Origin of the sequence: Sphingobium sp. AS12 (assembly GCF_019097845.1) — a bacterium.
Taxonomy (GTDB): Bacteria; Pseudomonadota; Alphaproteobacteria; order Sphingomonadales; family Sphingomonadaceae; genus Sphingobium.
Genome location: NZ_JAHRGM010000016.1, coordinates 36,802 through 56,780, shown reverse-complemented (window position 1 = coordinate 56,780; position 19,979 = coordinate 36,802). Strand labels below are relative to the sequence as shown.

General features: G+C 63.4%; 21 protein-coding genes and 1 pseudogene. 12 read left to right on the top strand and 10 right to left on the bottom strand.

Translation table 11 applies throughout. From position 1 onward, the window contains the following. Positions 1-13: 13 nt before the first annotated feature. A complete protein-coding gene (gene rplI / locus KRZ98_RS06045) occupies positions 14-610 on the top strand; it encodes a 50S ribosomal protein L9 (RefSeq protein ID WP_119744142.1) in 597 nt (198 codons plus the stop codon). Between the two features lie 74 nt (positions 611-684). Here the strand turns inward: rplI and KRZ98_RS06040 are convergent, their stop codons facing one another. The 3 genes from KRZ98_RS06040 to KRZ98_RS06030 are packed head-to-tail and all read right to left on the bottom strand — an operon-like array spanning position 685 to position 2,938. Next, complete coding sequence (locus KRZ98_RS06040; protein ID WP_119744143.1) at positions 685-861, bottom strand: DUF1508 domain-containing protein; 177 nt, start codon at positions 859-861, stop codon at positions 685-687. A 23-nt stretch (positions 862-884) separates the two neighbouring features. Further along, the gene (locus KRZ98_RS06035) at positions 885-1,988 is read right to left on the bottom strand and encodes an FAD-binding oxidoreductase (RefSeq protein ID WP_217672764.1); all 1,104 of its coding nucleotides are present in this window, start codon (positions 1,986-1,988) and stop codon (positions 885-887) included. After that, entirely contained in the window at positions 1,985-2,938 is a 954-nt protein-coding gene (locus tag KRZ98_RS06030; protein WP_217672849.1) for an alpha/beta hydrolase, read from the bottom strand. Before KRZ98_RS06030 ends, KRZ98_RS06035 begins: the two co-directional genes overlap by 4 nt. Before the next feature lie 50 nt (positions 2,939-2,988). On the opposite strand from KRZ98_RS06030, the pseudogene KRZ98_RS06025 reads away from it, so the two are divergent. The 9 genes and pseudogenes from KRZ98_RS06025 (at position 2,989) to KRZ98_RS05985 (ending at position 11,108) form a co-directional block, all read left to right on the top strand. Then, positions 2,989-3,466 (top strand): annotated as a pseudogene (locus KRZ98_RS06025) (prepilin peptidase). Between the two features lie 51 nt (positions 3,467-3,517). Further along, positions 3,518-4,531, top strand: coding sequence for a Flp pilus assembly protein CpaB (gene cpaB / locus KRZ98_RS06020; RefSeq protein ID WP_217672762.1), 1,014 nt, complete (start codon positions 3,518-3,520; stop codon positions 4,529-4,531). A 1-nt stretch (position 4,532) separates the two neighbouring features. Next, the gene (locus tag KRZ98_RS06015; protein WP_217672761.1) at positions 4,533-6,038 is read left to right on the top strand and encodes a type II and III secretion system protein family protein; all 1,506 of its coding nucleotides are present in this window, start codon (positions 4,533-4,535) and stop codon (positions 6,036-6,038) included. A 16-nt stretch (positions 6,039-6,054) separates the two neighbouring features. Then, a complete protein-coding gene (locus KRZ98_RS06010) occupies positions 6,055-6,699 on the top strand; it encodes a CpaD family pilus assembly protein (protein WP_217672760.1) in 645 nt (214 codons plus the stop codon). A gap of 1 nt (position 6,700) precedes the next feature. Beyond that, on the top strand, positions 6,701-7,993 hold the full coding sequence (locus KRZ98_RS06005; RefSeq protein WP_217672759.1) for a pilus assembly protein CpaE: 1,293 nt from the start codon (positions 6,701-6,703) through the stop codon (positions 7,991-7,993). Positions 7,994-8,046: 53 nt separating this feature from the next. Then, positions 8,047-9,045: a type II secretion system F family protein gene (locus KRZ98_RS06000; RefSeq protein ID WP_217672758.1), complete on the top strand. Its 999-nt coding sequence runs from the start codon at positions 8,047-8,049 to the stop codon at positions 9,043-9,045. Between the two features lie 15 nt (positions 9,046-9,060). After that, the gene (locus KRZ98_RS05995) at positions 9,061-10,050 is read left to right on the top strand and encodes a type II secretion system F family protein (protein WP_217672757.1); all 990 of its coding nucleotides are present in this window, start codon (positions 9,061-9,063) and stop codon (positions 10,048-10,050) included. A gap of 131 nt (positions 10,051-10,181) precedes the next feature. Then, a complete protein-coding gene (locus tag KRZ98_RS05990) occupies positions 10,182-10,598 on the top strand; it encodes a DUF2147 domain-containing protein (RefSeq protein ID WP_217672756.1) in 417 nt (138 codons plus the stop codon). 132 nt (positions 10,599-10,730) lie between these two features. Continuing rightward, complete coding sequence (locus tag KRZ98_RS05985; RefSeq protein ID WP_217672755.1) at positions 10,731-11,108, top strand: hypothetical protein; 378 nt, start codon at positions 10,731-10,733, stop codon at positions 11,106-11,108. A gap of 11 nt (positions 11,109-11,119) precedes the next feature. Here KRZ98_RS05985 and KRZ98_RS05980 read toward each other — a convergent pair whose 3' ends face one another. The 5 genes from KRZ98_RS05980 to KRZ98_RS05960 form a co-directional block, all read right to left on the bottom strand. Further along, positions 11,120-11,809 (bottom strand): aspartate/glutamate racemase family protein, encoded by a 690-nt coding sequence (locus tag KRZ98_RS05980; RefSeq protein WP_217672754.1) that lies wholly within the window; start codon positions 11,807-11,809, stop codon positions 11,120-11,122. Between the two features lie 191 nt (positions 11,810-12,000). Further along, positions 12,001-13,422, bottom strand: coding sequence for an NAD(P)(+) transhydrogenase (Re/Si-specific) subunit beta (locus KRZ98_RS05975; protein WP_217672753.1), 1,422 nt, complete (start codon positions 13,420-13,422; stop codon positions 12,001-12,003). Further along, a complete protein-coding gene (locus KRZ98_RS05970; RefSeq protein WP_006950157.1) occupies positions 13,422-13,706 on the bottom strand; it encodes a proton-translocating transhydrogenase family protein in 285 nt (94 codons plus the stop codon). The genes KRZ98_RS05975 and KRZ98_RS05970 overlap by 1 nt, the downstream gene beginning before the upstream one ends. Positions 13,707-13,782: 76 nt before the next feature. After that, positions 13,783-14,904, bottom strand: coding sequence for an NAD(P) transhydrogenase subunit alpha (locus tag KRZ98_RS05965; protein WP_217672752.1), 1,122 nt, complete (start codon positions 14,902-14,904; stop codon positions 13,783-13,785). Between the two features lie 35 nt (positions 14,905-14,939). Further along, the gene (locus KRZ98_RS05960; RefSeq protein ID WP_119744163.1) at positions 14,940-15,065 is read right to left on the bottom strand and encodes an aa3-type cytochrome c oxidase subunit IV; all 126 of its coding nucleotides are present in this window, start codon (positions 15,063-15,065) and stop codon (positions 14,940-14,942) included. A 153-nt stretch (positions 15,066-15,218) separates the two neighbouring features. On the opposite strand from KRZ98_RS05960, the gene KRZ98_RS05955 reads away from it, so the two are divergent. Continuing rightward, the gene (locus tag KRZ98_RS05955; protein WP_217672751.1) at positions 15,219-16,667 is read left to right on the top strand and encodes a sigma-54 dependent transcriptional regulator; all 1,449 of its coding nucleotides are present in this window, start codon (positions 15,219-15,221) and stop codon (positions 16,665-16,667) included. 59 nt (positions 16,668-16,726) lie between these two features. Beyond that, positions 16,727-17,362, top strand: coding sequence for a hypothetical protein (locus KRZ98_RS05950; protein ID WP_217672750.1), 636 nt, complete (start codon positions 16,727-16,729; stop codon positions 17,360-17,362). A 133-nt stretch (positions 17,363-17,495) separates the two neighbouring features. On the opposite strand, the gene folP is transcribed toward KRZ98_RS05950, so the two are convergent. Both folP and KRZ98_RS05940 read right to left on the bottom strand, forming a co-directional pair. Then, a complete protein-coding gene (folP, locus tag KRZ98_RS05945; RefSeq protein WP_217672749.1) occupies positions 17,496-18,626 on the bottom strand; it encodes a dihydropteroate synthase in 1,131 nt (376 codons plus the stop codon). Between the two features lie 140 nt (positions 18,627-18,766). Further along, positions 18,767-19,897, bottom strand: coding sequence for a site-specific DNA-methyltransferase (locus tag KRZ98_RS05940; protein ID WP_217672748.1), 1,131 nt, complete (start codon positions 19,895-19,897; stop codon positions 18,767-18,769). Between the last annotated feature and the right edge of the window lie 82 nt (positions 19,898-19,979).

Below are 19,979 nucleotides of genomic sequence, written 5' to 3'. Positions count from 1 at the left end.
GGGAGTAAGCCCCATGGAAATCATTCTGCTCGAACGTATCGAGAAGCTCGGCGCCATTGGCGACATCGTGACCGTCAAGGACGGCTACGCCCGTAACTTCCTGCTGCCGAACAAGAAGGCGCTGCGCTCCAACAACGCAAATAAAAAGGTGTTCGAGGCCAACCGCGCCAAGATCGAGGCCGACAATGCCGCACGCCGTTCGGATGCCGAAGCGGCCGCCGACAGCGTCAACGGCACGCAGATCGTCCTGATCCGCCAGTCGTCCAACGCTGGCGCGCTCTATGGTTCGGTTGCGGTTCGCGACATCATCGAAGCGCTGCAGGCGCAGGGCGTCACCATCGTCACCAAGGCGATGGTCGTTCTGGAACGCCCGATCAAGACGCTCGGCGTGTTCGACGTCAAGGTCGCGCTGCACCCCGAAGTCGCCGTCACCATCAAGGTGAACGTGGCGCGTTCGCCTGAAGAGGCCGAACTGCAAAGCCAGGGCGTCGACGTCATGGCCGACCTGTTCGAAAAGGACGAAGCCGGCTTCACCGAAGACTATGATCCCAACGCAGAACCCGGCGATCTCGCCGCGTTCACCGAAGAAGCCCCGGCCGAAGAGGCCTGAGCTTTTCCGTCAGGACCAAATAGAAAAGCCGCCCCGCAACGGGCGGCTTTTTTGTTGGATGACGGGAAGTGGCCTCACTCCGCCTCTTCAATCTCCGCGCCCGGCCCGTTCTTCAGCACGGATTCGATCGCATTTTTCGCGCCCGCCTTGCTGCTATAGCCTTCGGTCCAGAAGATCGTTTCACTATTATATTTGAACTTGGCGACAAACTCGCCGGCCTTGTTCTTCTCGATCACGAACTTGTGCGCCATGTCATGCCTCCAGAGTCGTTTCGTCAGCGAAACCGGGTCGGAGAATAAGCAGCAGAGTCGATCCCCGCAACGCTTTCCGGCAGCGCCTCGCCCCGCACCAGAGCAGCCGCCAGCAGCGCGGCGGCAGGGGCCGTCTGAATGCCGAAACCGCCCTGCCCGGCGAACCAGAAAAAGCCTGGTGCGTCAGGATCAAACCCATAAACGGGCGCGCGGTCGGGCGCGAAGCTGCGCAAACCGGCCCATTTATGCTCGACCCTCGCGATCGGCCAGTCGACCGCTTCCTCGAACCGCGCAATCGCTTCCGCCACCGCCAATTCTTCGGGCGCAGCGTCGCACGGGGGGGATGGCGCCTCGTCATGCGGGGTCAGCCAGATGCGGCCCTGCCCTTCCGGCTTGAAATAGAATTGCCCGGCCAGGTCCATGATCAGCGGCAGGTCGGGCGACGGCATGGACGGCACGCGCAATTGCACCACCGTGCGCCGCAGCGGCGTCATGCCGATCGGCGCAACGCCACAGGCGCGGGCAACATCGTCCGCCCATGCGCCAGCCGCGTTGACCAGCACAGAGCAGGCTATTCTCCCCGCCGGCGTCTCGACCTGCCAGCCACCGCTTTCTGTCCGCGCGGCGCTCAGCTGTGTCGCCAGCCGCAACTCACCCCCGCGCCGTCGGAACTGGCGCAGATAGGCCTGATGCAGTGCCGCCACGTCGATATCCTGACAGCTCGCCTCCATGACACCGATGGTCCAGTCTGGCCGCAACCCCGGTACCAGCGCGGCGGGATCGACCGGCTCCAGCACCACCTTGCCCGCGAATTCCGCCATCAGCGCATCGCGATGCCCCTCATCCCCCGCCCGGCCGATATGCAGCGTGCCGCGCGGCGACAGGAAACTGCCGTCATGAAAATCGGGGTCGGGCTCGCTCAGCAACGGCCCTGATGCCGTGGTCAAAGGCTGGACCAGCGCGCCGCCATAGCTTTCTTCCCAGAAAGCGACAGAACGCCCCGTAGCGTGATAGCCAGCGCGATCCTCCATCTCCAGCAATACGACCCGCGCATGGGCAGCCAGCTCCACGCCCAGGCTGGCCCCGGCAATGCCGCCCCCGACAATGACAATATCGGGATGGCTCACGCCGCCACCTCATCCAGAAAAGTGTCGATCCGGGCGAGCGCATCCAGCCGGACGGGATCCAGTTCGCGCAATATCTCATGCGCGGCTTCCCGACCGTAAATATGCAGCCGCGCGCCCGGAATCCGCGCGGCAACGCGGCGGATCGCCGGGGTGGACACCAGTTGATCCGCACGGGTCGCCAATATCAGCAGCGGCACGGCAAGGCGCGCAATCGCATCCCCCTGCGCCAAAGCCCGCGTCGATTCCAGCGCCTGACTGACCCAGGTCCAGCTTGGCGGTCCCAGCGCGATGTCGCGGCTATGGTCGCGCCACCATAGTTCGTCGGCATAGCGGTCCGGGTCGTGAGTCAGCCGCTTCTGCCGCATCCGCCGCTGCCGTTCCGACCCTTCCTTCTGCGTCCAGGCCTGCCGCTCGCCCCGGCCCAGACACAGCATCGCGCGCGCCAGTGCGACCGCAAACCAGCGCGGCAAGGGCGCGCTATGGACGTCCAGCATCGGCGCGACCGTCACGGCGGCGTCCGGCGACGGCATCCATTCGGCCAGCGCGCGCAGCAGCAAATGCCCGCCCATGCTGTGCGCCACCATCACATAGGGTCCGCTCCCCTCCGCGCGCCAGTCCGCCGCCAAAGCCTTCAGGTCCGCGATCCAGTCGGCAAAGTCACCGATATGCCCGGTCATCGGATCATCGGTCAGCCGCCCCGACCCGCCCTGCCCGCGCCAGTCGAACGTCGTGACCGCCCATCCGCGCTCGGCCCAATGATGGATCACCTCCAGATATTTTTCGATCATGTCGCCGCGCCCGCCCAGCACCAGCATTCGCCCGCGCGTCCCGTCGCCCAGTTGATAGCGCCGAATTTGCCAGCCGTCGGGTGCCGTCCAATAGTCCAGCCGCCCACCCATCGGCCAGGCGCGGCGGTCGAACAGCGGTGCGTTGAAAAGGGGCGAATCCATGCGGGTCATGGTTACGGTTTGGTAAGCCATCGGGTCTAGGGTCAAATCCCATGACGGGCGAATATTTCAGGGTGGCGCTGTTATGCGCCCTTGGCGCGCTGCTGATCGCGGCGGCGATCACCGATTTGCGTGCGCGGATCATCTCCAACCGGCTCAATCTGGCGGTAGCGCTGCTCGCCCCGCTCTGGTGGCTGGTCAATGGCTATGCGCTGTGGCCCGACATGGCGGTGCAACTGCTGGTCGGCGCAGCAATCTTCACCCTGTTTGCCGCGCTGTTCGCGCTGGGCATGATGGGCGGCGGCGACGTCAAGCTGCTGACCGCGCTCGCGCTGTGGTTTCCATGGCAGGCTGTGTTGTCGCTGATCGTGCTGATGGCGCTGCTGGGCGGCGTGGTCACGCTGGTGACGGTCATCCACCACCGCATGACCCGGCGGCTGGGGCAGCCGGAAATCCCCTATGGCGTGGCGATTTCACTCGCGGCGCTGTGGCTGCTGCCGTGGCCAACGATATCTTAACCAATTTACGTGATGAGTGAAGCACTGGGGGCAGTGCACCCACTACAGGGAGGCGAATTTCGTCATGGATGCCAAGAAAATCGTGCTGCTGGTTGGAGCGCTTATCATAGCGGTCACTACAGCCTTGCTTGCGCGCAGCATGTTAAGCTCATCCAGCGCACCGCAGCTCAATGCCGCGTCGATGCCGGTGGAGGCTGACCAGCCCCATGTGCTGGTCGCGACCAAGGCTCTGCCGGTCGGCACCATCCTGGACGCGGAAAGCTTCCGCTTTCAGCCCTGGCCCAAGGATCTGATCGAACAGGCCTATTACCTCAAGGGTCAGGCTGATCCGGTAAAGCTGGCAGGCAGCGTCGTACGCACCGCCATCTCGGCCGGGCAGCCGCTGACCCAGGGCGGCCTGGTCAAGCCCGGCGATCGTGGCTTCCTGGCGGCGGCGCTCGGCGCTGGTATGCGGGCGGTCACCGTCCCTGTCTCGGCGCAAAGCTCGGTCGCAGGCTTCGTGTTTCCAGGCGACCGCATCGACCTGGTCCTGACGCAGAGCGTGGCGGGCGGCGGCGATGGCGAGGCGCTCAAAGTCTCCGAAACCATCCTGCGCAACCTGCGCGTTCTTGCCACCGACCAGCGAATGGATGCGATGGGCGCGGACGGCAAGCCCGAAGTGCGCACCTATTCCAACGTCACGATCGAAGTGACGCCCAAGATCGCTGAAAAGATCGCGGTTGCCCAGACCATCGGCTCGCTGTCGATGTCCCTGCGCTCGATCGCCGATACCGCTTCGGACCTCGACGCCGCCATTGCCGGTGCTGATGTCGATCTGCCCGATGGCGCCAGCCCGAACGCGGAAAAGGCGATCATCGCCAAGATCGCGTCGCGCCCGGTCGATCGCGGCTCCACCTATTCGACCGGTGCGGACGTGTCGCGCTACCAGCGCAGCTCGGTCCCGGCCAAGGCCGAAAACCAGGGCGGCCAGATGGCTGGCACTGGTGCCCAGATAACTGCGCCGGCTGCCGTCAAAGGCCCGGTCATCCGCGTGGCTCGCGGCACCAGCGTGACCGAAGTTCCGGTCGGGGGGAAGTAAGATGAAGTCGATGCTCCACTTGTCCGGGCGCAAGATCGCCGGACCCGCGATCGCGCTTGGCCTGGCCTTTGCCATGGCCACAGTCCCCGGAACGGCGCTCAATGCCGCCCCGTCCAGCGCGCAGGATAATGCGATATTGATGTCGGTCGGCGGCAGCCGCGTCGTCAACCTGTCGGACAGGATGTCTGACGTGGTGATCGGCAACCCCGACGTGGTTGACGTCCATGTCCGCTCGCAGAACCAGCTCTACCTGATCGCCAAGAAGGCGGGCGAAACCACTGTGTTCGCCACCGCCCCCAATGGCAAGGTGCTGTTTTCCGGCACGGTTCGGGTTGGTAACAACCTGACCAGCATCGACGACATGCTGCGCCTGGCGATGCCCGGCGCGAACATCGCGGTCAACAAGATGAACGGCATGGTCCTTTTGACCGGCACGATCCAGGCACCCGAAGATGCCGCCGAAGCCGAACGCCTGACGCAAGCCTTCGTCGGCAAGGAAACGACCGTGGTCAGCCGCCTGCGCATGGCTACGCCCTTGCAGGTGATGCTCCAGGTCAAGATTTCCGAAGTCGCCAAGGATGTCGGTCACAAGATCGGCACCAATTTTTCCAGCATGGATATGTCGGGCGGCAAGGTTTTGGGCAGTATCGGCGGGGGCACGCGCGACTTCGTTACGCAGTCCACCACAGGCGGCAGCCAGACCTGGACGTTCAACAACCCGACCGATGGCAGCTATAGCCTCGGCGGCGTAGCCCGATTGTTCGGCATGGACATTGCCGGTGCGCTGGACTTGGCCGAATCGAGCGGCCTTGCCACTACGCTTGCGCAGCCCAACCTGACCGCGCTGTCGGGTGAAACCGCCAGCTTCCTGGCAGGCGGCGAATATCCCTACACGGTCAGCAACGGCACGCAGGGCAACAGCATCGAATTCAAGCAATATGGCGTGCAGCTGGCCTTCACGCCAACCGTGCTGGCCGATGGCCGCATTTCTCTGCGGGTCCGCCCGACGGTGTCCAGTCTTGATTTCACGCTGAACGCCAACGTCCCTGCGCTCAAAAGCCGCACCGCCGAAACCACGGTGGAGCTGGGTTCGGGTCAGGCCTTCATGATTGCGGGCCTGCTCAACAATGAAACCAGCAATGGCATCAACAAGGTGCCGGGCATCGGCAACCTGCCGATCCTGGGCAGTCTGTTCAAGTCGCGCCAGTTCCAGCGCAGCGAAAGCGAGTTGGTCATCGTCGTCACCCCCTATCTGGTGAAGCCGATGAACGCATCGGACGTGCGCCTGCCGACCGACGGTTTCCGCAACGCCAATGTCGGCCAGGGGCTGCTGCTCCAGCAGGGCAATGACGGGATCAGCGGCAAGCGCAGCGAAATGCCGCGCCGCGCCCCCGGATCACCCACGCCGGTCACCCCCGGCCCGCAGGCGTCCGCCGCTGTGCCGGTCGCCACGCCAGGCGCCAAGTCGGGCAAGCCCGGCAAGGCCGCCCCCGGCTTCAGCTTCTGACGGAAGGACGAAAGACATGACCTATCTGTCCGCCAAGACCCTCACGGCCCTCGCCATACTGGCGCTGCCACTCGCTGGCTGCGTCACCGACAGCCCGAACCGCAGCGTCGAATCGGTGCATCAGCCGGTCGTCAGCTACGCCGCCTACACGTTTGACGTGCAGGCCAGCGGCGACTCGCTGTCCGCCTATGAGGCGGGCCGCCTCAACGACTGGTTCGCCTCGATCGGCCTTGGCTATGGTGATCAGGTCGCGATCGTCACGGACGCGGGCTATTACAGCCCCGGCCTGCGTGACGGTATCGCCGATATCGTCGCCCGCCACGGCCTGCTGGTTGCAGAGGACAGCTCGGCTGCCGCTGGCGACGCGCCGCAGGGCAGCGTCCGCCTGATCGTGCGCCGCGCAACCGCCAGCGTGCCGGGCTGCCCCGACTGGAGCAGCAAGCAGGAAACTGACATGAGCCTGGGCACCACATCCAATTTCGGCTGCGGCACCAACAGCAATCTGGCCGCGATGGTCGCCAATCCCGAAGATCTCGTCCGGGGTCAGGGCACCGACAGCAATTTGCGCACGGCCACGTCGAACCGCGCCATTTCCACCTATCGCGACAAGCCGCCGACGGGTGCTGGCGATCTCAAGCAAATGACAGCGGGAGGCCAGTGATATGAACGCCCCATGGAAACCCGGCTTCGCTGGGCCGCGTGATCCCTTTCACGCCTTCGTGTGCGATGATCATAGCTATGATCTGGTCCGGTCGGTCTGTTCCGAACTGGGCTGGGCACCGGAAAAGGTGAACAAGGGCGGGATGCGCAATGCGGTCCAGAGCCTGTCGATCACCGCGTCGCCCCAAATCCTGTTCGTCGATATGTCCGAAAGCGGCGATCCGCTCAACGACATTAACAGCCTGGCCGAAGTGTGCGAGCCTGGCACCGTCGTCATCGCGGCTGGGCAGGTCAATGACGTGCGCCTCTATCGCGATCTGGTTGCCAGCGGCATTCAGGATTATCTGCTCAAGCCATTTGGCGCGGACCAGCTGCGCGATGCGCTGGCCAATGCACAGGCCGTGTTCATGGCCCCGCGCGACGCCGCGCCCGAACGTCCGCACATGACCGTCGCGGTTATCGGCACACGCGGCGGCGTGGGCGCGTCCAGCATCGCCACCTCGCTGGCATGGATGCTGTCGGAAAAGAAGAAGCGCCCGACCGCCTTGCTCGACCTGGACGTCCATTTCGGCACCAATGCGCTGGCGATGGATCTGGAACCGGGCCGTGGCCTGACCGACGCAATCGACAATCCCAGCCGCATCGACGGTCTGTTCATCGAACGCGCCATGGTGCGGGCGAGTGACACGCTGGCGATCCTGTCCGCCGAAGCGCCGATCAGCCAGCCGATGCTGACCGATGGCGGTGCTTTCTACCAACTGCTGGAAGAATTCCGGCAGGTGTTTGAATGCAGCGTCGTCGATCTGCCGCGCAACATGCTGATCCAGCATCCGCATCTGATGACTGACGCCCATGTGACTTTGGTCGTCACCGAACTGACGCTGGCGGCGGCACGCGACACTATCCGCATCCTGTCCTGGCTCAAGAGCAATGCGCCGCAATCGCGCGTGCTGGTGGTCGCCAACCGCGTCCATCCCGGCTCGCCCGAAATCAGCCGCAAGGATTTCGAGACGTCGATCGAGCGTAAGGTCGATGTCCTCATCCCGTTCGACCTGCGCATCGGCTCACAGGCGGCGAAGCTCGGCAAAACGCTGGCGGAAACTGCCAAGGGCAGCAAGGTCGGCGCTGCCTGCACCGCCCTGCTCGACCAGGTGCTGGGCGCGGCAGATGCCGAAGCCGCACCCGATAGTGCTGCGGCGCGCAAAAAGGGCGACTCCCTGCTCGGCAAGATCGGCGATTTCCGCAACATGATCCCGTCGCGCCGCAAGGCTAAGATAGCCGCACTGGAAGATTGACCGCGCACGCCGCCTGACCGGGCGGCGGCGTTGACTGGGGAACGGGCGAACAGATGGACGGCAATTTCATCCTGATAACGGTGCTGGTGGCGACCATCCTTGGGGTGGCGATCATAGCCTTTGCCGGTCCATCGCCGGAAACAGCGCGCAAGCGCCGGGTTGCGATGATCCGCGGCCGTCACAGCGAATCGGCCGAAGCCCTGCTCGAAGCGCGGATGCGCAAGGCCATTTCCAACCGCGCGACCGGCGTCGAAGCCAAGATGCTGGTGTCGCTCATCCCCAACCCGGAAAATCTGACCAAGCGGATCAGGATGACCGGCAAGAAATGGACGCTCAGCCAATATATGACCGCCAGCGCGGGCGTATTCCTGATGCTGTCGGCGTTGCTGATGGTGCGCGGCTTTCCGTTCCTGATGGCCATCATGGTCGGTCTGGCCGCCGGTCTGTTTCTGCCGCACTGGTGGGTCAGCCGCCTGATCAAGCAGCGGATCAACCGCTTCAACGCCAAATTCCCCGACGCGCTCGAACTGCTGACGCGCGGCCTGCGCTCCGGCCTGCCCATCGCTGAAACGCTGGGTATCGTGTCGAGCGAAATTCCAGGACCAGTGGGTGAGGAATTCAAGCTGATCACGGAACGGATCAAGATCGGCAAGACGATGGAGCAGGCGCTTCAGGAAACCGCCGATCGCCTCGGCACACCCGAATTCCAGTTCTTCGTCATTACCCTGGCGATCCAGCGGGAAACCGGCGGCAACCTGGCCGAAACCCTGTCGAACCTGGCCACCGTGTTGCGCCAGCGTGCGCAGATGAAACTCAAGATTCGCGCCATGTCGTCGGAATCAAAGGCGTCCGCTTACATCATCGGCTGCCTGCCTTTCCTTGTGTTCTTCATGATCTGCTACATCAACTTCAACTATATGAGCCCCTTCTTCACGCCCGATCCGGCGGGCATTTTCGGGCTTTCGCTGATGCAGGTGATCGGCATCGGGGGTATGTGCTGGATGGGCATCGGCGCCTTCATCATGGCCCAGATGGTCAATTTTGAAATCTGATCGGGGATAAGAGACATGGACGCCCCTACCCCTGCCGGCACGCTTTTCGGCATGACCGCCACCGATTTCGGCACGCTGCTCGCGGCCCTCGCGACTCTCGCGATGCTGTTCGCTCTCTATGCGATCATGACCGTGCGCGATCCGATGGCCAAGCGGGTCAAGGCGCTGAACGACCGGCGCGAACAATTGAAGGCGGGCATCACCGCCTCGACCGCCAAGCGCCGCGCCAAGCTGGTCCAGCGCAACCAGACGACCGATCATATGCGGTCCTTCCTGTCGAGCCTGAAGGTTTTGCAGGACGATCAGCTCAAGGACGCACAGATCCGCTTGGCGCAGGCCGGTATCCGGTCCAAGGATATGGCCGTCGCCGTCATCTTCGGCCGCATGATCATGCCGATCGTCATTGGCGGCGGCGCAGCGTTGCTGCTCTATGGCGTTGGCATTGAGCCAGAATGGGGTCCGATGAAGCGCTTCTTCGCCTTCGCGGTCGCGCTGCTGCTCTCCTATAAAGCACCCGACATCTTCATCGACAACAAGGTGCAGAAGCGCTCCGCCGCGATCCGCAAGGGGCTGCCCGACGCGCTCGACCTGCTGGTCATCTGCGCCGAAGCCGGCCTGACCGTCGACGCTGCCTTCAACCGGGTCGCGCGCGAACTGGGCAAGGCCTATCCCGAACTGGGCGACGAATTTCAGCTGACCGCGATTGAACTCAGCTTCCTGACCGAACGGCGCATGGCTTTTGAAAATCTCGCCACCCGCGTCAAGCTGGACGCGGTCAAGGGCGTGGTCACTACCATGATCCAGACCGAAAAATACGGCACCCCGCTTGCCTCGGCGCTGCGCGTTCTGTCGGCCGAATTCCGCCACGAACGCATGATGCGCGCCGAGGAAAAGGCTGCCCGCCTGCCTGCGATCATGACCGTGCCGCTGATTCTCTTCATTCTACCGACGCTGTTCGTCGTCATCCTGGGTCCAGCGGCCTGTTCGATCAGCACGGCCTTCTGAAAATTTCAGCGCGCCACGGCCCGCCGCCGTAGCGTTCTGACCCAATACGCCCGCTTCCGCCCAAAAAGGCGGTGGCGGGCGTCGTCATTTGCGGCTTATCCTTCCACAAAAGACATGGAGAAACGGATCGCATGAAAGCTGCAAGCCTTACCCTCGCCGCCCTGACCACGGCGATCGCCCTGCCCGCTCATGCCGCACAACCGGTCACCGGTCGCTGGGCCACGGTCGATGCCAAGGCGATCGTCCAGATCGCCCCCTGCGGCAAAAGCCTGTGTGGTAAAATCGAAAAGATCCTCAAGCCCACGCCGGGCCGCCCGAATACCGACGTGGAAAATGCGGACCCCGCTCTGCGTTCCCGTCCTTTGCTGGGCCTGCCCCTGTTGACCGGATTTTCCGATGCGGGGAGCATCTGGAAGGGAACGATCTACGACCCGGAAAGCGGCAAGAGCTACACGTCGAAAATCAGCCGTAATCCCAATGGCACCCTGAAAGTCCAGGGCTGCATCGCCTTCTTCTGCAAGACCCAGACATGGACGGCGGTGCGTTAAGGTCTGTTGTGGCCGATCTGTCTCGACCGGAACAAATCGACAGATCGGGCCTATTTCGGTCCGGCCTTCTACACCTGCTCACACACAGATGTTATATGAAGGACATAATATGATGTAAAATGCGAGGGGACGATGTTTGATTTTTCCTATGATCCTGACAGGAATCTGATGCGTCTGGTGCAAGCGGATTATTGGTCTCTTACGGAATTTCGCGCCTTCGAATCTGAATTTACAAAACGGCACACGACCATCCGCAGCACCATCCAGAACTATCGCGTCCTGGCCGACTGCCGCCACTTTCCGGTGCAATCTGCTGAGATCAGTGAAGCCTTTGGCGCATTTTTCAACATGATCATGGCCGAAAACAAGGGGCGTTATGCGATCGTCGTCGGCTCGACATTGAACAAGCTACAAGCCAAGCGCGCCCTGCCCCAGCCTCATGTGCAGACCTTTACCGACACAGACCAAGCCATGGCCTGGCTGTTCGAAGATGGCAGCCTGCCTGCCTGAATGTCTTTTGCTTATCCCAGAATGAAATCGACCCCGGCCTTCGCATGGATCGATGTGCAGTCGTAAATCGGCAGCACATTGGCCTTCACATCGACGATCAGTTCCAGCTCGGTGCAGGCCAGCACCACCGCCTGCACATCCTGCTTGGCGATGTCGGTCATTTCCGATTTCATATAGCGTTCGGATTCACGGCTGATCTTGCCGACGGTCAGTTCGTCATAGACGATGCGGTCGATCCGGTCGGCCAGTTCCATGTCGGCAGGCAGCAAAGACACGCCATGGGCCACCAGCCGCTGGCGATAGAATTTTTCGGTCATGACGTTGCGCGTACCGATCAATGCGGCTTTCTCCACGCCGTCGGCCTGCATCTTCTTGCCGACCCGCTCGGCGATATGGAGGATGGGGACGTTCACCGCGCCCTGCACCCGGTCATAGACGCGGTGCATCGAATTGGCGCAGATCAGCAGCGCCCCCGCGCCCGCCGTCTCCAGCCGCCGCGCAGCCTCGATCAGCACGCCTGCCGCGCTGTCCCACTCCTCGTCGGTGGTGCAGGCCGCAACAGTAGCAAAATCCAGGCTCTCGATCAGCAGCGGCGCGCTATGCTGCCCGCCGCGCGCGCGATGCACCGCCTGGTTGATGATCTCATAATAGCGGGCGGTGGACGTCCAGCTAAGACCGCCGATCAGACCAAGTTTGTGCATAATGTGAAATCACCTCATCCGTTCGTGCTGAGTAGAGACTGAGCTTGTCGAAGGCTCGTATCGAAGCATCATGCACAGCGCATAATCCTTCGATACGCCATTTCGACTTCGCTCAATGGCTACTCAGACCCTGCCCCCGCGAAGGCGGGGGACGAACGGCCTAAGGGATTTGGCCGTCAAGGGGCAAGCGCTTAGTGCGCCAGCCCTTTGACGATTTCCTCGACCATCTTCTTGGCGTCCGCCAGCAGCATCATGGTGTTGTCCATATAGAACACTTCATTGTCGACGCCAGCATAGCCAGCCCCGCCCATGGAGCGCTTCACGAACAGCACCGACTTGGCATTGGCCACGTCCAGAATCGGCATCCCGTAAATGGGCGACGATTTGTCGGTCTTGGCCGCCGGGTTGGTCACGTCGTTCGCGCCGATGACGAAAGCAACGTCGGCCTGGCTGAACTCGCTGTTGATATCCTCCAGCTCAAACACCTCGTCATAGGACACGTTCGCTTCGGCCAGCAGCACGTTCATATGGCCCGGCATACGGCCCGCCACGGGGTGGATCGCATATTTGACCTTCACGCCCTCGGCCTTGAGCAGGTCGCCCATCTCGCGCAGCGCGTGCTGCGCCTGGCTCACCGCCATGCCGTAACCCGGCACGATGATGACGCTGTCGGCCTGCTTCATCAGGAACGCCGCATCTTCCGCCGACCCGCGCTTGTAGGCGCGGTCGATCACCGGCCCACCTGCCCCCGCCGGTCCTGCATCGGCACCAAAGCCGCCCGCGATCACGCTGATGAAGCTGCGGTTCATCGCCTTGCACATGATGTAGCTCAGGATCGCGCCCGACGAACCCACCAGCGCGCCGGTGATGATCATAGCGCTGTTGCCCAGCGTGAAACCCATCGCCGCGGCGGCCCAGCCCGAATAGCTGTTGAGCATCGACACCACGACCGGCATGTCCGCCCCTCCGATCGGAATGATCAGCAGGAAACCGATGATGAAGCTCAGCGCCGTCACGGTCCAGAATACCCACGGGCTTTGATCGGTCACGAAATAGCCGATCAGCCCCAGGATCGCGGCCAGCGTGCCCAGGTTGATCAGGTGGCGCCCCGGCAGCATGATCGGCTTGCCCGACATATTGCCGTTGAGTTTCAGGAAGGCGATGATCGAGCCGGAGAAGGTGATCGCGCCGATCGCCACGCCCAGCCCCATTTCGATGCGGCTGGCATTGTGGATTTCGCCGGTCGCGGCATCGAGAATCCCGAACGCGCCCGGATTGAGATAGGCTGCCGCACCCACCAGCACCGCGGCCATGCCGACAAGGCTGTGGAACGCCGCCACCAGCTGCGGCATGTCGGTCATCGCGATCCGCCGTGCGATGATGAAGCCGATGCCACCGCCGATCACGATAGCACCGATGATTTCGGGCAGGCTCACCACATCATGGGTGTAAAGCGTGGTCCCCACGGCGATCGCCATGCCGATCATGCCCATACGGTTGCCGCGACGGCTGGTCGCCGGGCTGGAAAGCCCGCGCAGCGCCAGGATGAACAGGACGCCCGCGGCCAGATAAGCGAGGCTCACGCCCCATGGGATCTGTGCGATCTCATGCATCACTTGCGCTCCTTCTTCTTGTACATCGCCAGCATCCGCTCGGTGACCGCAAAGCCGCCGAAGATGTTGACCGATGCAAAGACGACCGCCAGCAAGCCCAGATATTTGGCCGCAGCGCTCCCCGCTTCCGCCGACGCGACCAGCGCGCCGACGATGATGACCGACGAAATGGCGTTGGTAACCGCCATTAACGGCGTGTGAAGCGCGGGCGTTACCGACCACACGACATAATAGCCGACAAAACATGCCAGCACGAAAACCGACAGGATGGAAATAAAGTCCATCATCCTACTCCCCGTTCGTCCCGATTTGGCTGCGGGACGTTGGCCTGGACGCGCGCCGCGCGAACAGGCGATTCCCCTATCCGAGCAGCCGCTCGTTCACGACCTTGCCGCCCTGCGTCAGGCGGATGGCGTTGCCGATTTCCTCGTCCAGCACCGGCGCGCCCTTGTCCTTGTCCCAGAAGGCGGACAGGAAATTGAACAGGTTGCGCGAGAACAGGGCGGAGGCGTCCGTCGCCAGCCGCGATGGCACGTTGCGATGGCCGACAATCTTGACGCCGTGGCGCACGACCACTTCGCCCGCCACTGCGCCCTCGACATTGCCGCCCTGCTCGACCGCCAGATCGACGATCACGCTGCCCGGCTTCATCGACGCAATCTGCGCATCGGTGATCAGGCGCGGCGCGGGGCGTCCCGGAATGAGCGCGGTGGTGATGACGATGTCCTGCTTGGCGATGTGCGACGATATGAGTTCAGCCTGCGCCGCCTTATATTCGTCCGACATTTCGGTCGCATAGCCGCCAGAGCCTTCACCCTCGATGCCTGCGACCTTCTCGACGAAGATCGCCTTGGCACCCAGCGATTCGATCTGCTCCTTGGTCGCGGCGCGCACGTCGGTCGCGCTGACCTGCGCGCCCAGACGGCGTGCGGTGGCGATCGCCTGGAGACCGGCAACACCCACGCCCATGATGAAGGCGCGCGCGGCCGAAACCGTGCCAGCCGCCGTCATCATCATCGGGAAGGCCTTGCCATATTCGCTGGCGGCATCCAGCACCGCCTTATAGCCCGACAGGTTCGACTGGGACGAGAGGATATCCATCGACTGCGCACGGGTGATACGCGGCATGAATTCCATCGCCAGCGCTTCATAGCCCGCCGCCGCATAGGCATCCACCCGCGCCCGTTCCCCGAACGGATTGAGGCCCGCCACGATCCAAGCACCCGGATTGGCACCAGCTACACTGGCAACGTCGGGGCCCTGCACGGCCAGGACGATGTCCGCGCCAGCAACCGTCGCAGCGCGATCGGCCACACTGGCCCCGGCGGCGGCATAATCAGCGTCAGCGACCGACGCCGTCAGTCCGGCCCCGCTTTCGACGGCGACCTGCGCCCCCAGGCCGATAAATTTCTTCACCGTCTCCGGCGTAGCGGCAACACGGGCTTCACCCGCGGCCTGCTCCTTCAAAACTGCAATCTTCATTATTATGGCATCCCCTCCTGTTTGTGCGTCCCGGTTTATCCGGAGATCAGCAGCACCACGAGGGCGGCCACCGCGATCGACGCGATCGTGCCCCACTTCATCACGCCAATGAAACCGGCATAGGTTTCGGTCGCACTTTTGATATTTCCGTCTGACGCCATGTCCGGTCCCCTTCTGTGGCGGTTGCGGCGAACCTCTTATCTTGTCGCGCCCCCCCCCTCAACCCGTAGCGCCACAAGAAAATCTTTCGCGGTTAAGCCCGCCTTTACCCCCTGCCCTTACCATAGGTCGCCTGTAGCTATTGAGGGGTATAAATGGCGCGCGACGGCATACCGATGCTGATGCTGATCGACGACGAACCGGCGCAAAGGCGGCTGGTTTCGGCGCTGGCGGCGCGCGCCGGGTGGCGGACGATCTTCGCGGGCGACGGTGAAACCGCCATTGCGACGCTTGGCACGCAGGACGGGATGCAGCTTGATGCAATCATTCTGGACCAGTGGAGTCCCGATTATGAACCTGCTGGCCTGATCCGCGAGATTCGCGAACGTCGCCCTGCACTGCCCATCCTGATTCTCACCGCGCACAATAATGTCGCGGTTGCCGTAGAGGCGATGCGCGCTGGCGCGACCGATTATCTATCCAAGCCGATTGCGCCCGAACGGCTGCTCGCCGCTCTTAACGCTACGATCAGCGAGGGTGCCGCCCATGGCGAACTGCGCCCGCTCACCGAAAAGATCACCGCCCCCTTGTCCTTCGAGGATGTGGTCGGCTCCGCCCCGCAATTCCGCGCCGCGCTGGCCATCGCCGCCAAGGCCGCCCGCGCCCGCGTGCCCGTGCTGATCGAAGGCGAAAGCGGGGTCGGCAAGGATGTGATCGCCCGCGCCATCCATGCCGCTTCCCCCCGGCACAAGCAGGCGATGGTCACGGTCAATTGCGGCGCGATCCCCGCCAATCTGGTCGAATCCGAACTGTTCGGCCATGAACGCGGCGCCTTCACCGGCGCGTTCGACCGCCATGTCGGCAAATTCGCCAGTGCCGACACTGGCACCATCTTCCTGGACGAAGTCAGCGAAATGCCGCTCGATGCGCAGGTCAAATTGCTGCGCGTTTTGCAGGATGGCGAAATACAACCGATCGGCGCGCGCCGCCCGATCCATGTCGATGTCCGCGTCATCGCCGCCACCAACAAGAGGCTGATCGAGGAAATAGAGGCCGGCCGCTTCCGCGAGGATCTCTATTACCGCCTCAACGTCGTCCAACTTACCATCCCGCCCCTGCGCGAACGGATGGGCGATATTCCCGCGCTCTGCCGCCATTTGCTCGCGCGGATCGCCACCCAGCCCGGCCTGCGTGGCCTGGGCCTGACCGATGATGCGCTGGCACTGCTGATGCAGCACGGCTGGCCGGGCAATGTCCGCCAGCTGCAAAACGCCCTCTTCCGCGCAGCCGTGCTGTGCGATGGCGACGCGCTGACGCCGCAGGATTTCCCGCAGATCGCGGCGCAGATCCGCGCGGGCGACCCGATCGACCGCCTCGCCATCCGCCCGCGCGCCGCCAGCCAGCCACACCGGGACGGCGCAGGTATCACCCTGTTCGAAGGCGACGGCCATGTCCGCCAGCTTGCCGAGATCGAAGCCGACGTCATCCGCCTCGCCATCGGCCATTATCGCGGCCGCATGACCGAAGTGGCCCGCCGACTGGGCATCGGTCGATCCACCCTCTACCGCAAACTCGCCGAACTGGGTATCGACAGCGCGGCCTGAAACGGCCCCCCGTCGCTCGACCGTTGTATTCTCCCCCCGGCTATGCTTTGGATCGGCGCATGAAAAACGTCGCCCTCATCGCCTGCCTGCCCGTCCTGCTCCTTGCCGCCTGCGGTCGCACCGAACCGGTGGCCGACATGCCCAGCCAGGAGGAACTGGCCGCCGCTGCCAATGCCGCTGCTGCCAGCGCGCTGGCCACGCAACAGGCCGCCGAGGACGCCGAACCGCGCAACTACGTCAATCTGGAACGCGGTTTTTCAGTCAGCTTCCCCGAAGGCTGGATGAAGAATGCGCAAGGCAGCACCCCCGACGGCGCCATCTATGAAGATAAGGGCGCAGGCGCGGACGTGCGCGTATTCTGGCAAAAGAATGACAATGACGAAACCCTCCAGCAGATCGTCGAAGGGGTCAGCAGCGGGGCCGAAGGGGTCGATGGCGATTATATCGGCGAGAATGAATATCGCGGCACCGCCAATGACGGCGAGGGCAATAATGTCGCGGTGCGTCTGCTCAAACAGCCCGACGGATCGATCGTGACCGCCACCTTCGTCTATCCTGAAATGCTGAGCGAACAATATCAGCCCATCGTCGAAAAAACCCTCGCCAGCCTGCGCATCTTCGCGCCCAAGGGCGAGGCGGCGGCAACTCCAGCGGAAGCGGGCAACAGCGCGGCGGCCAAGCCAGTCGCACCATAAAGCCCACATCCGTTCGTTTCGAGCGCAGTCGAGAAACGGCAGGCGCTGTGTCAGCGTTTCTCGACGTAGTTTATCCTGAGCGCCTGCCGCAGGCGGGCAGTCGAAGGGCTCGAAACGAACGGACCCAGTTAGCTTAAACCGCGCTCAACCCCGCATCGGCCAGCCCGCGCCACAGATGCAGCGCCTGCACGCTTTCGCGCACGTCATGCACCCGCACCATCTGCGCGCCCTGCTCCGCCGCGCGGAAAGCCAGCGCGATCGATCCGCCCAGCCGGTCTGACGCTGGCGCTTCGTTCGACAGCGCGCCGATCAGCCGCTTGCGACTGCCCGCAAACAGCACAGCTACGCCTAGCCCCTGAAAGGTCGCAAGCCGGTTCACCAGCGCCAGATTGTCGGCCAGACCCTTGCCGAAACCCAGCCCCGGATCGACCATGATCTTCTCACGCGCGATACCGGCGGCCTGTGCTGCCGCGACCCGCGCCTCCAGATGGTCGAACACATCGGCGACCACATCGCCATAGCCGCCCGGATTGTCGTGCGGGTCATCGCCCGCCGACGGCGCATGCATCAGGATGACGGGGCAGCCCGCCGCCGCGACCACTTCCATCGCGCGCGGATCATGCTGGAGGGCGCTCACATCATTGACGATCTTGGCACCCGCGCCCAGCGCCGCCTCCATCACCGCCGCCTTGCGCGTGTCGATCGACACCGGCACACCCGCCGCCGCCAGCCGCTCGATCACCGGCACGACACGGGCAATCTCATCGCCCTCCCATAATTTCTCCGCGCGCGGCCGGGTGGACTCACCCCCCACATCGACCAGCGCTGCCCCCGCCGCCGCCATCGCAAAGCCCGCATCCGCCGCCGCCTGCGGATCGCCGACATGCTTGCCGCCGTCGGAGAAGCTGTCGGGCGTGATGTTCAGGATCGCCATCACCTGCGGCCCGTCGAAGCGGATCGTCCGCTCCCCCAACAGCAGCGGCGCGCGCTGCGCCGAGATGTTGGCGGCGAGCATCCCCGCCCGGTGCGCCAGCGGTTCGGGCAGGCCTGCCACCACCGCGTCAAATTCCGCCACCGGAACCGTCACCCGCGCCACCCTGTCGCGCCCGCGCAGCGCGGTCAGTTCATAGCCCTGAAACCACAACAACCCATTCCCCATCCGCGCCGCTGCGCCATCAGGCAGGCCGAAAGGCGACGGCACGAACCAGACCGGGCGAAGATACAAACGGGCGTCGGCGGGGATCGAAGAAAGACAGGACAGCATGATGATCTATACCCCACAACCGTTCGTGCTGAGTAGGGGCTGAGCGAAGTCGAAGCCCCGTATCGAAGCATTGCGCTCTACCCTTCGATACGCCCCTTCGACAAGCTCAGGAGCTACTCAGGGCGAACGGATGGGGAGTTTTAAGGCTCGTTCGCCAGCAAATAGGTCTGGCGCAGCGTGTCGATCGGCTGCAACTTGCCGTCAATCTCGACATGCCAGAAGGTCCAGCCATTGCAGCTCGGCGCGCCCTGCAAGGTCGCGCCCATCTTGTGGATCGACCCGGTGTCACTCCCCACGCTCAGCGATCCGTCGGCCCGCACCTCCGCGCTCCAGCGGCGTTTGACGTCGCTCAGCTTCGTGCCGGGTGCGATATAGCCGGTTTCGACCAGCGTGCCGAACGCCACCTTGGGCTGTTGCCGCGCGGTCTGCATGATGGTGAGCGAGGATTCATCGAGCGGCAATGCCGCGTCGATCCGTTCCAGCGCCACCTCGATATAAGCGTCCTCGCGCTCGATGCCGATCCATTTGCGCCCCAGCCGCTTGGCCACAGCGCCCGTGGTGCCGGTGCCGAAAAAAGGATCGAGCACCACATCGCCCGGCTTGGTGCAGGACAGCATCACCCGATAGAGCAGGGACTCCGGCTTCTGCGTCGGATGCGCCTTGGTCCCGTTGCGCTTCAACCGCTCCTGCCCGCCACAGATCGGCAGCACCCAGTCGGACCGCATCTGCAATTCATCGTTCAGCGTTTTCATCGCCTTGTAATTGAACGTATATTTGGCGTCCTCGCCCTGGCTGGCCCAGATCAGCGTCTCATGCGCATTGGTAAAGCGCGTGCCCTTGAAATTGGGCATCGGGTTGGCCTTGCGCCAGATGATGTCATTGAGGATCCAGAAGCCCTCATCCTGCAACGCGGTGCCGACGCGGAAGATGTTGTGATAGCTGCCGATGACCCAGATGGTGCCGTTGGGCTTCAATATGCGACGTGCCTGCGCCAGCCACGCCTTGGTGAAACGGTCATAGGCGCCCAGCGTGTCGAACTTGTCCCAGTCATTATCGACCGCATCCACCCGCCCGCCTTCGGGCCGGAACAGGTCGCCGCCCAGTTGCAGATTATAGGGTGGATCGGCAAAGATCATGTCGATACAGCCATCGGGCAGCTTGGCCATTTCGGCGATGCAATCGCCGCGCAGCAGGCGATCCGCCTCGATCGTGACTGGTGCGAGCGCAACCGCCTTCTTCCGCCGCGGCGCGACCCGTTCCATGACACCCATAATGCAACCCCCGTTCGATCTGAGGCCCAGCGATGAGTCCTTGGCAGACTCCCGTCAAGATCAGCAGCTTAGCGTTAACCTT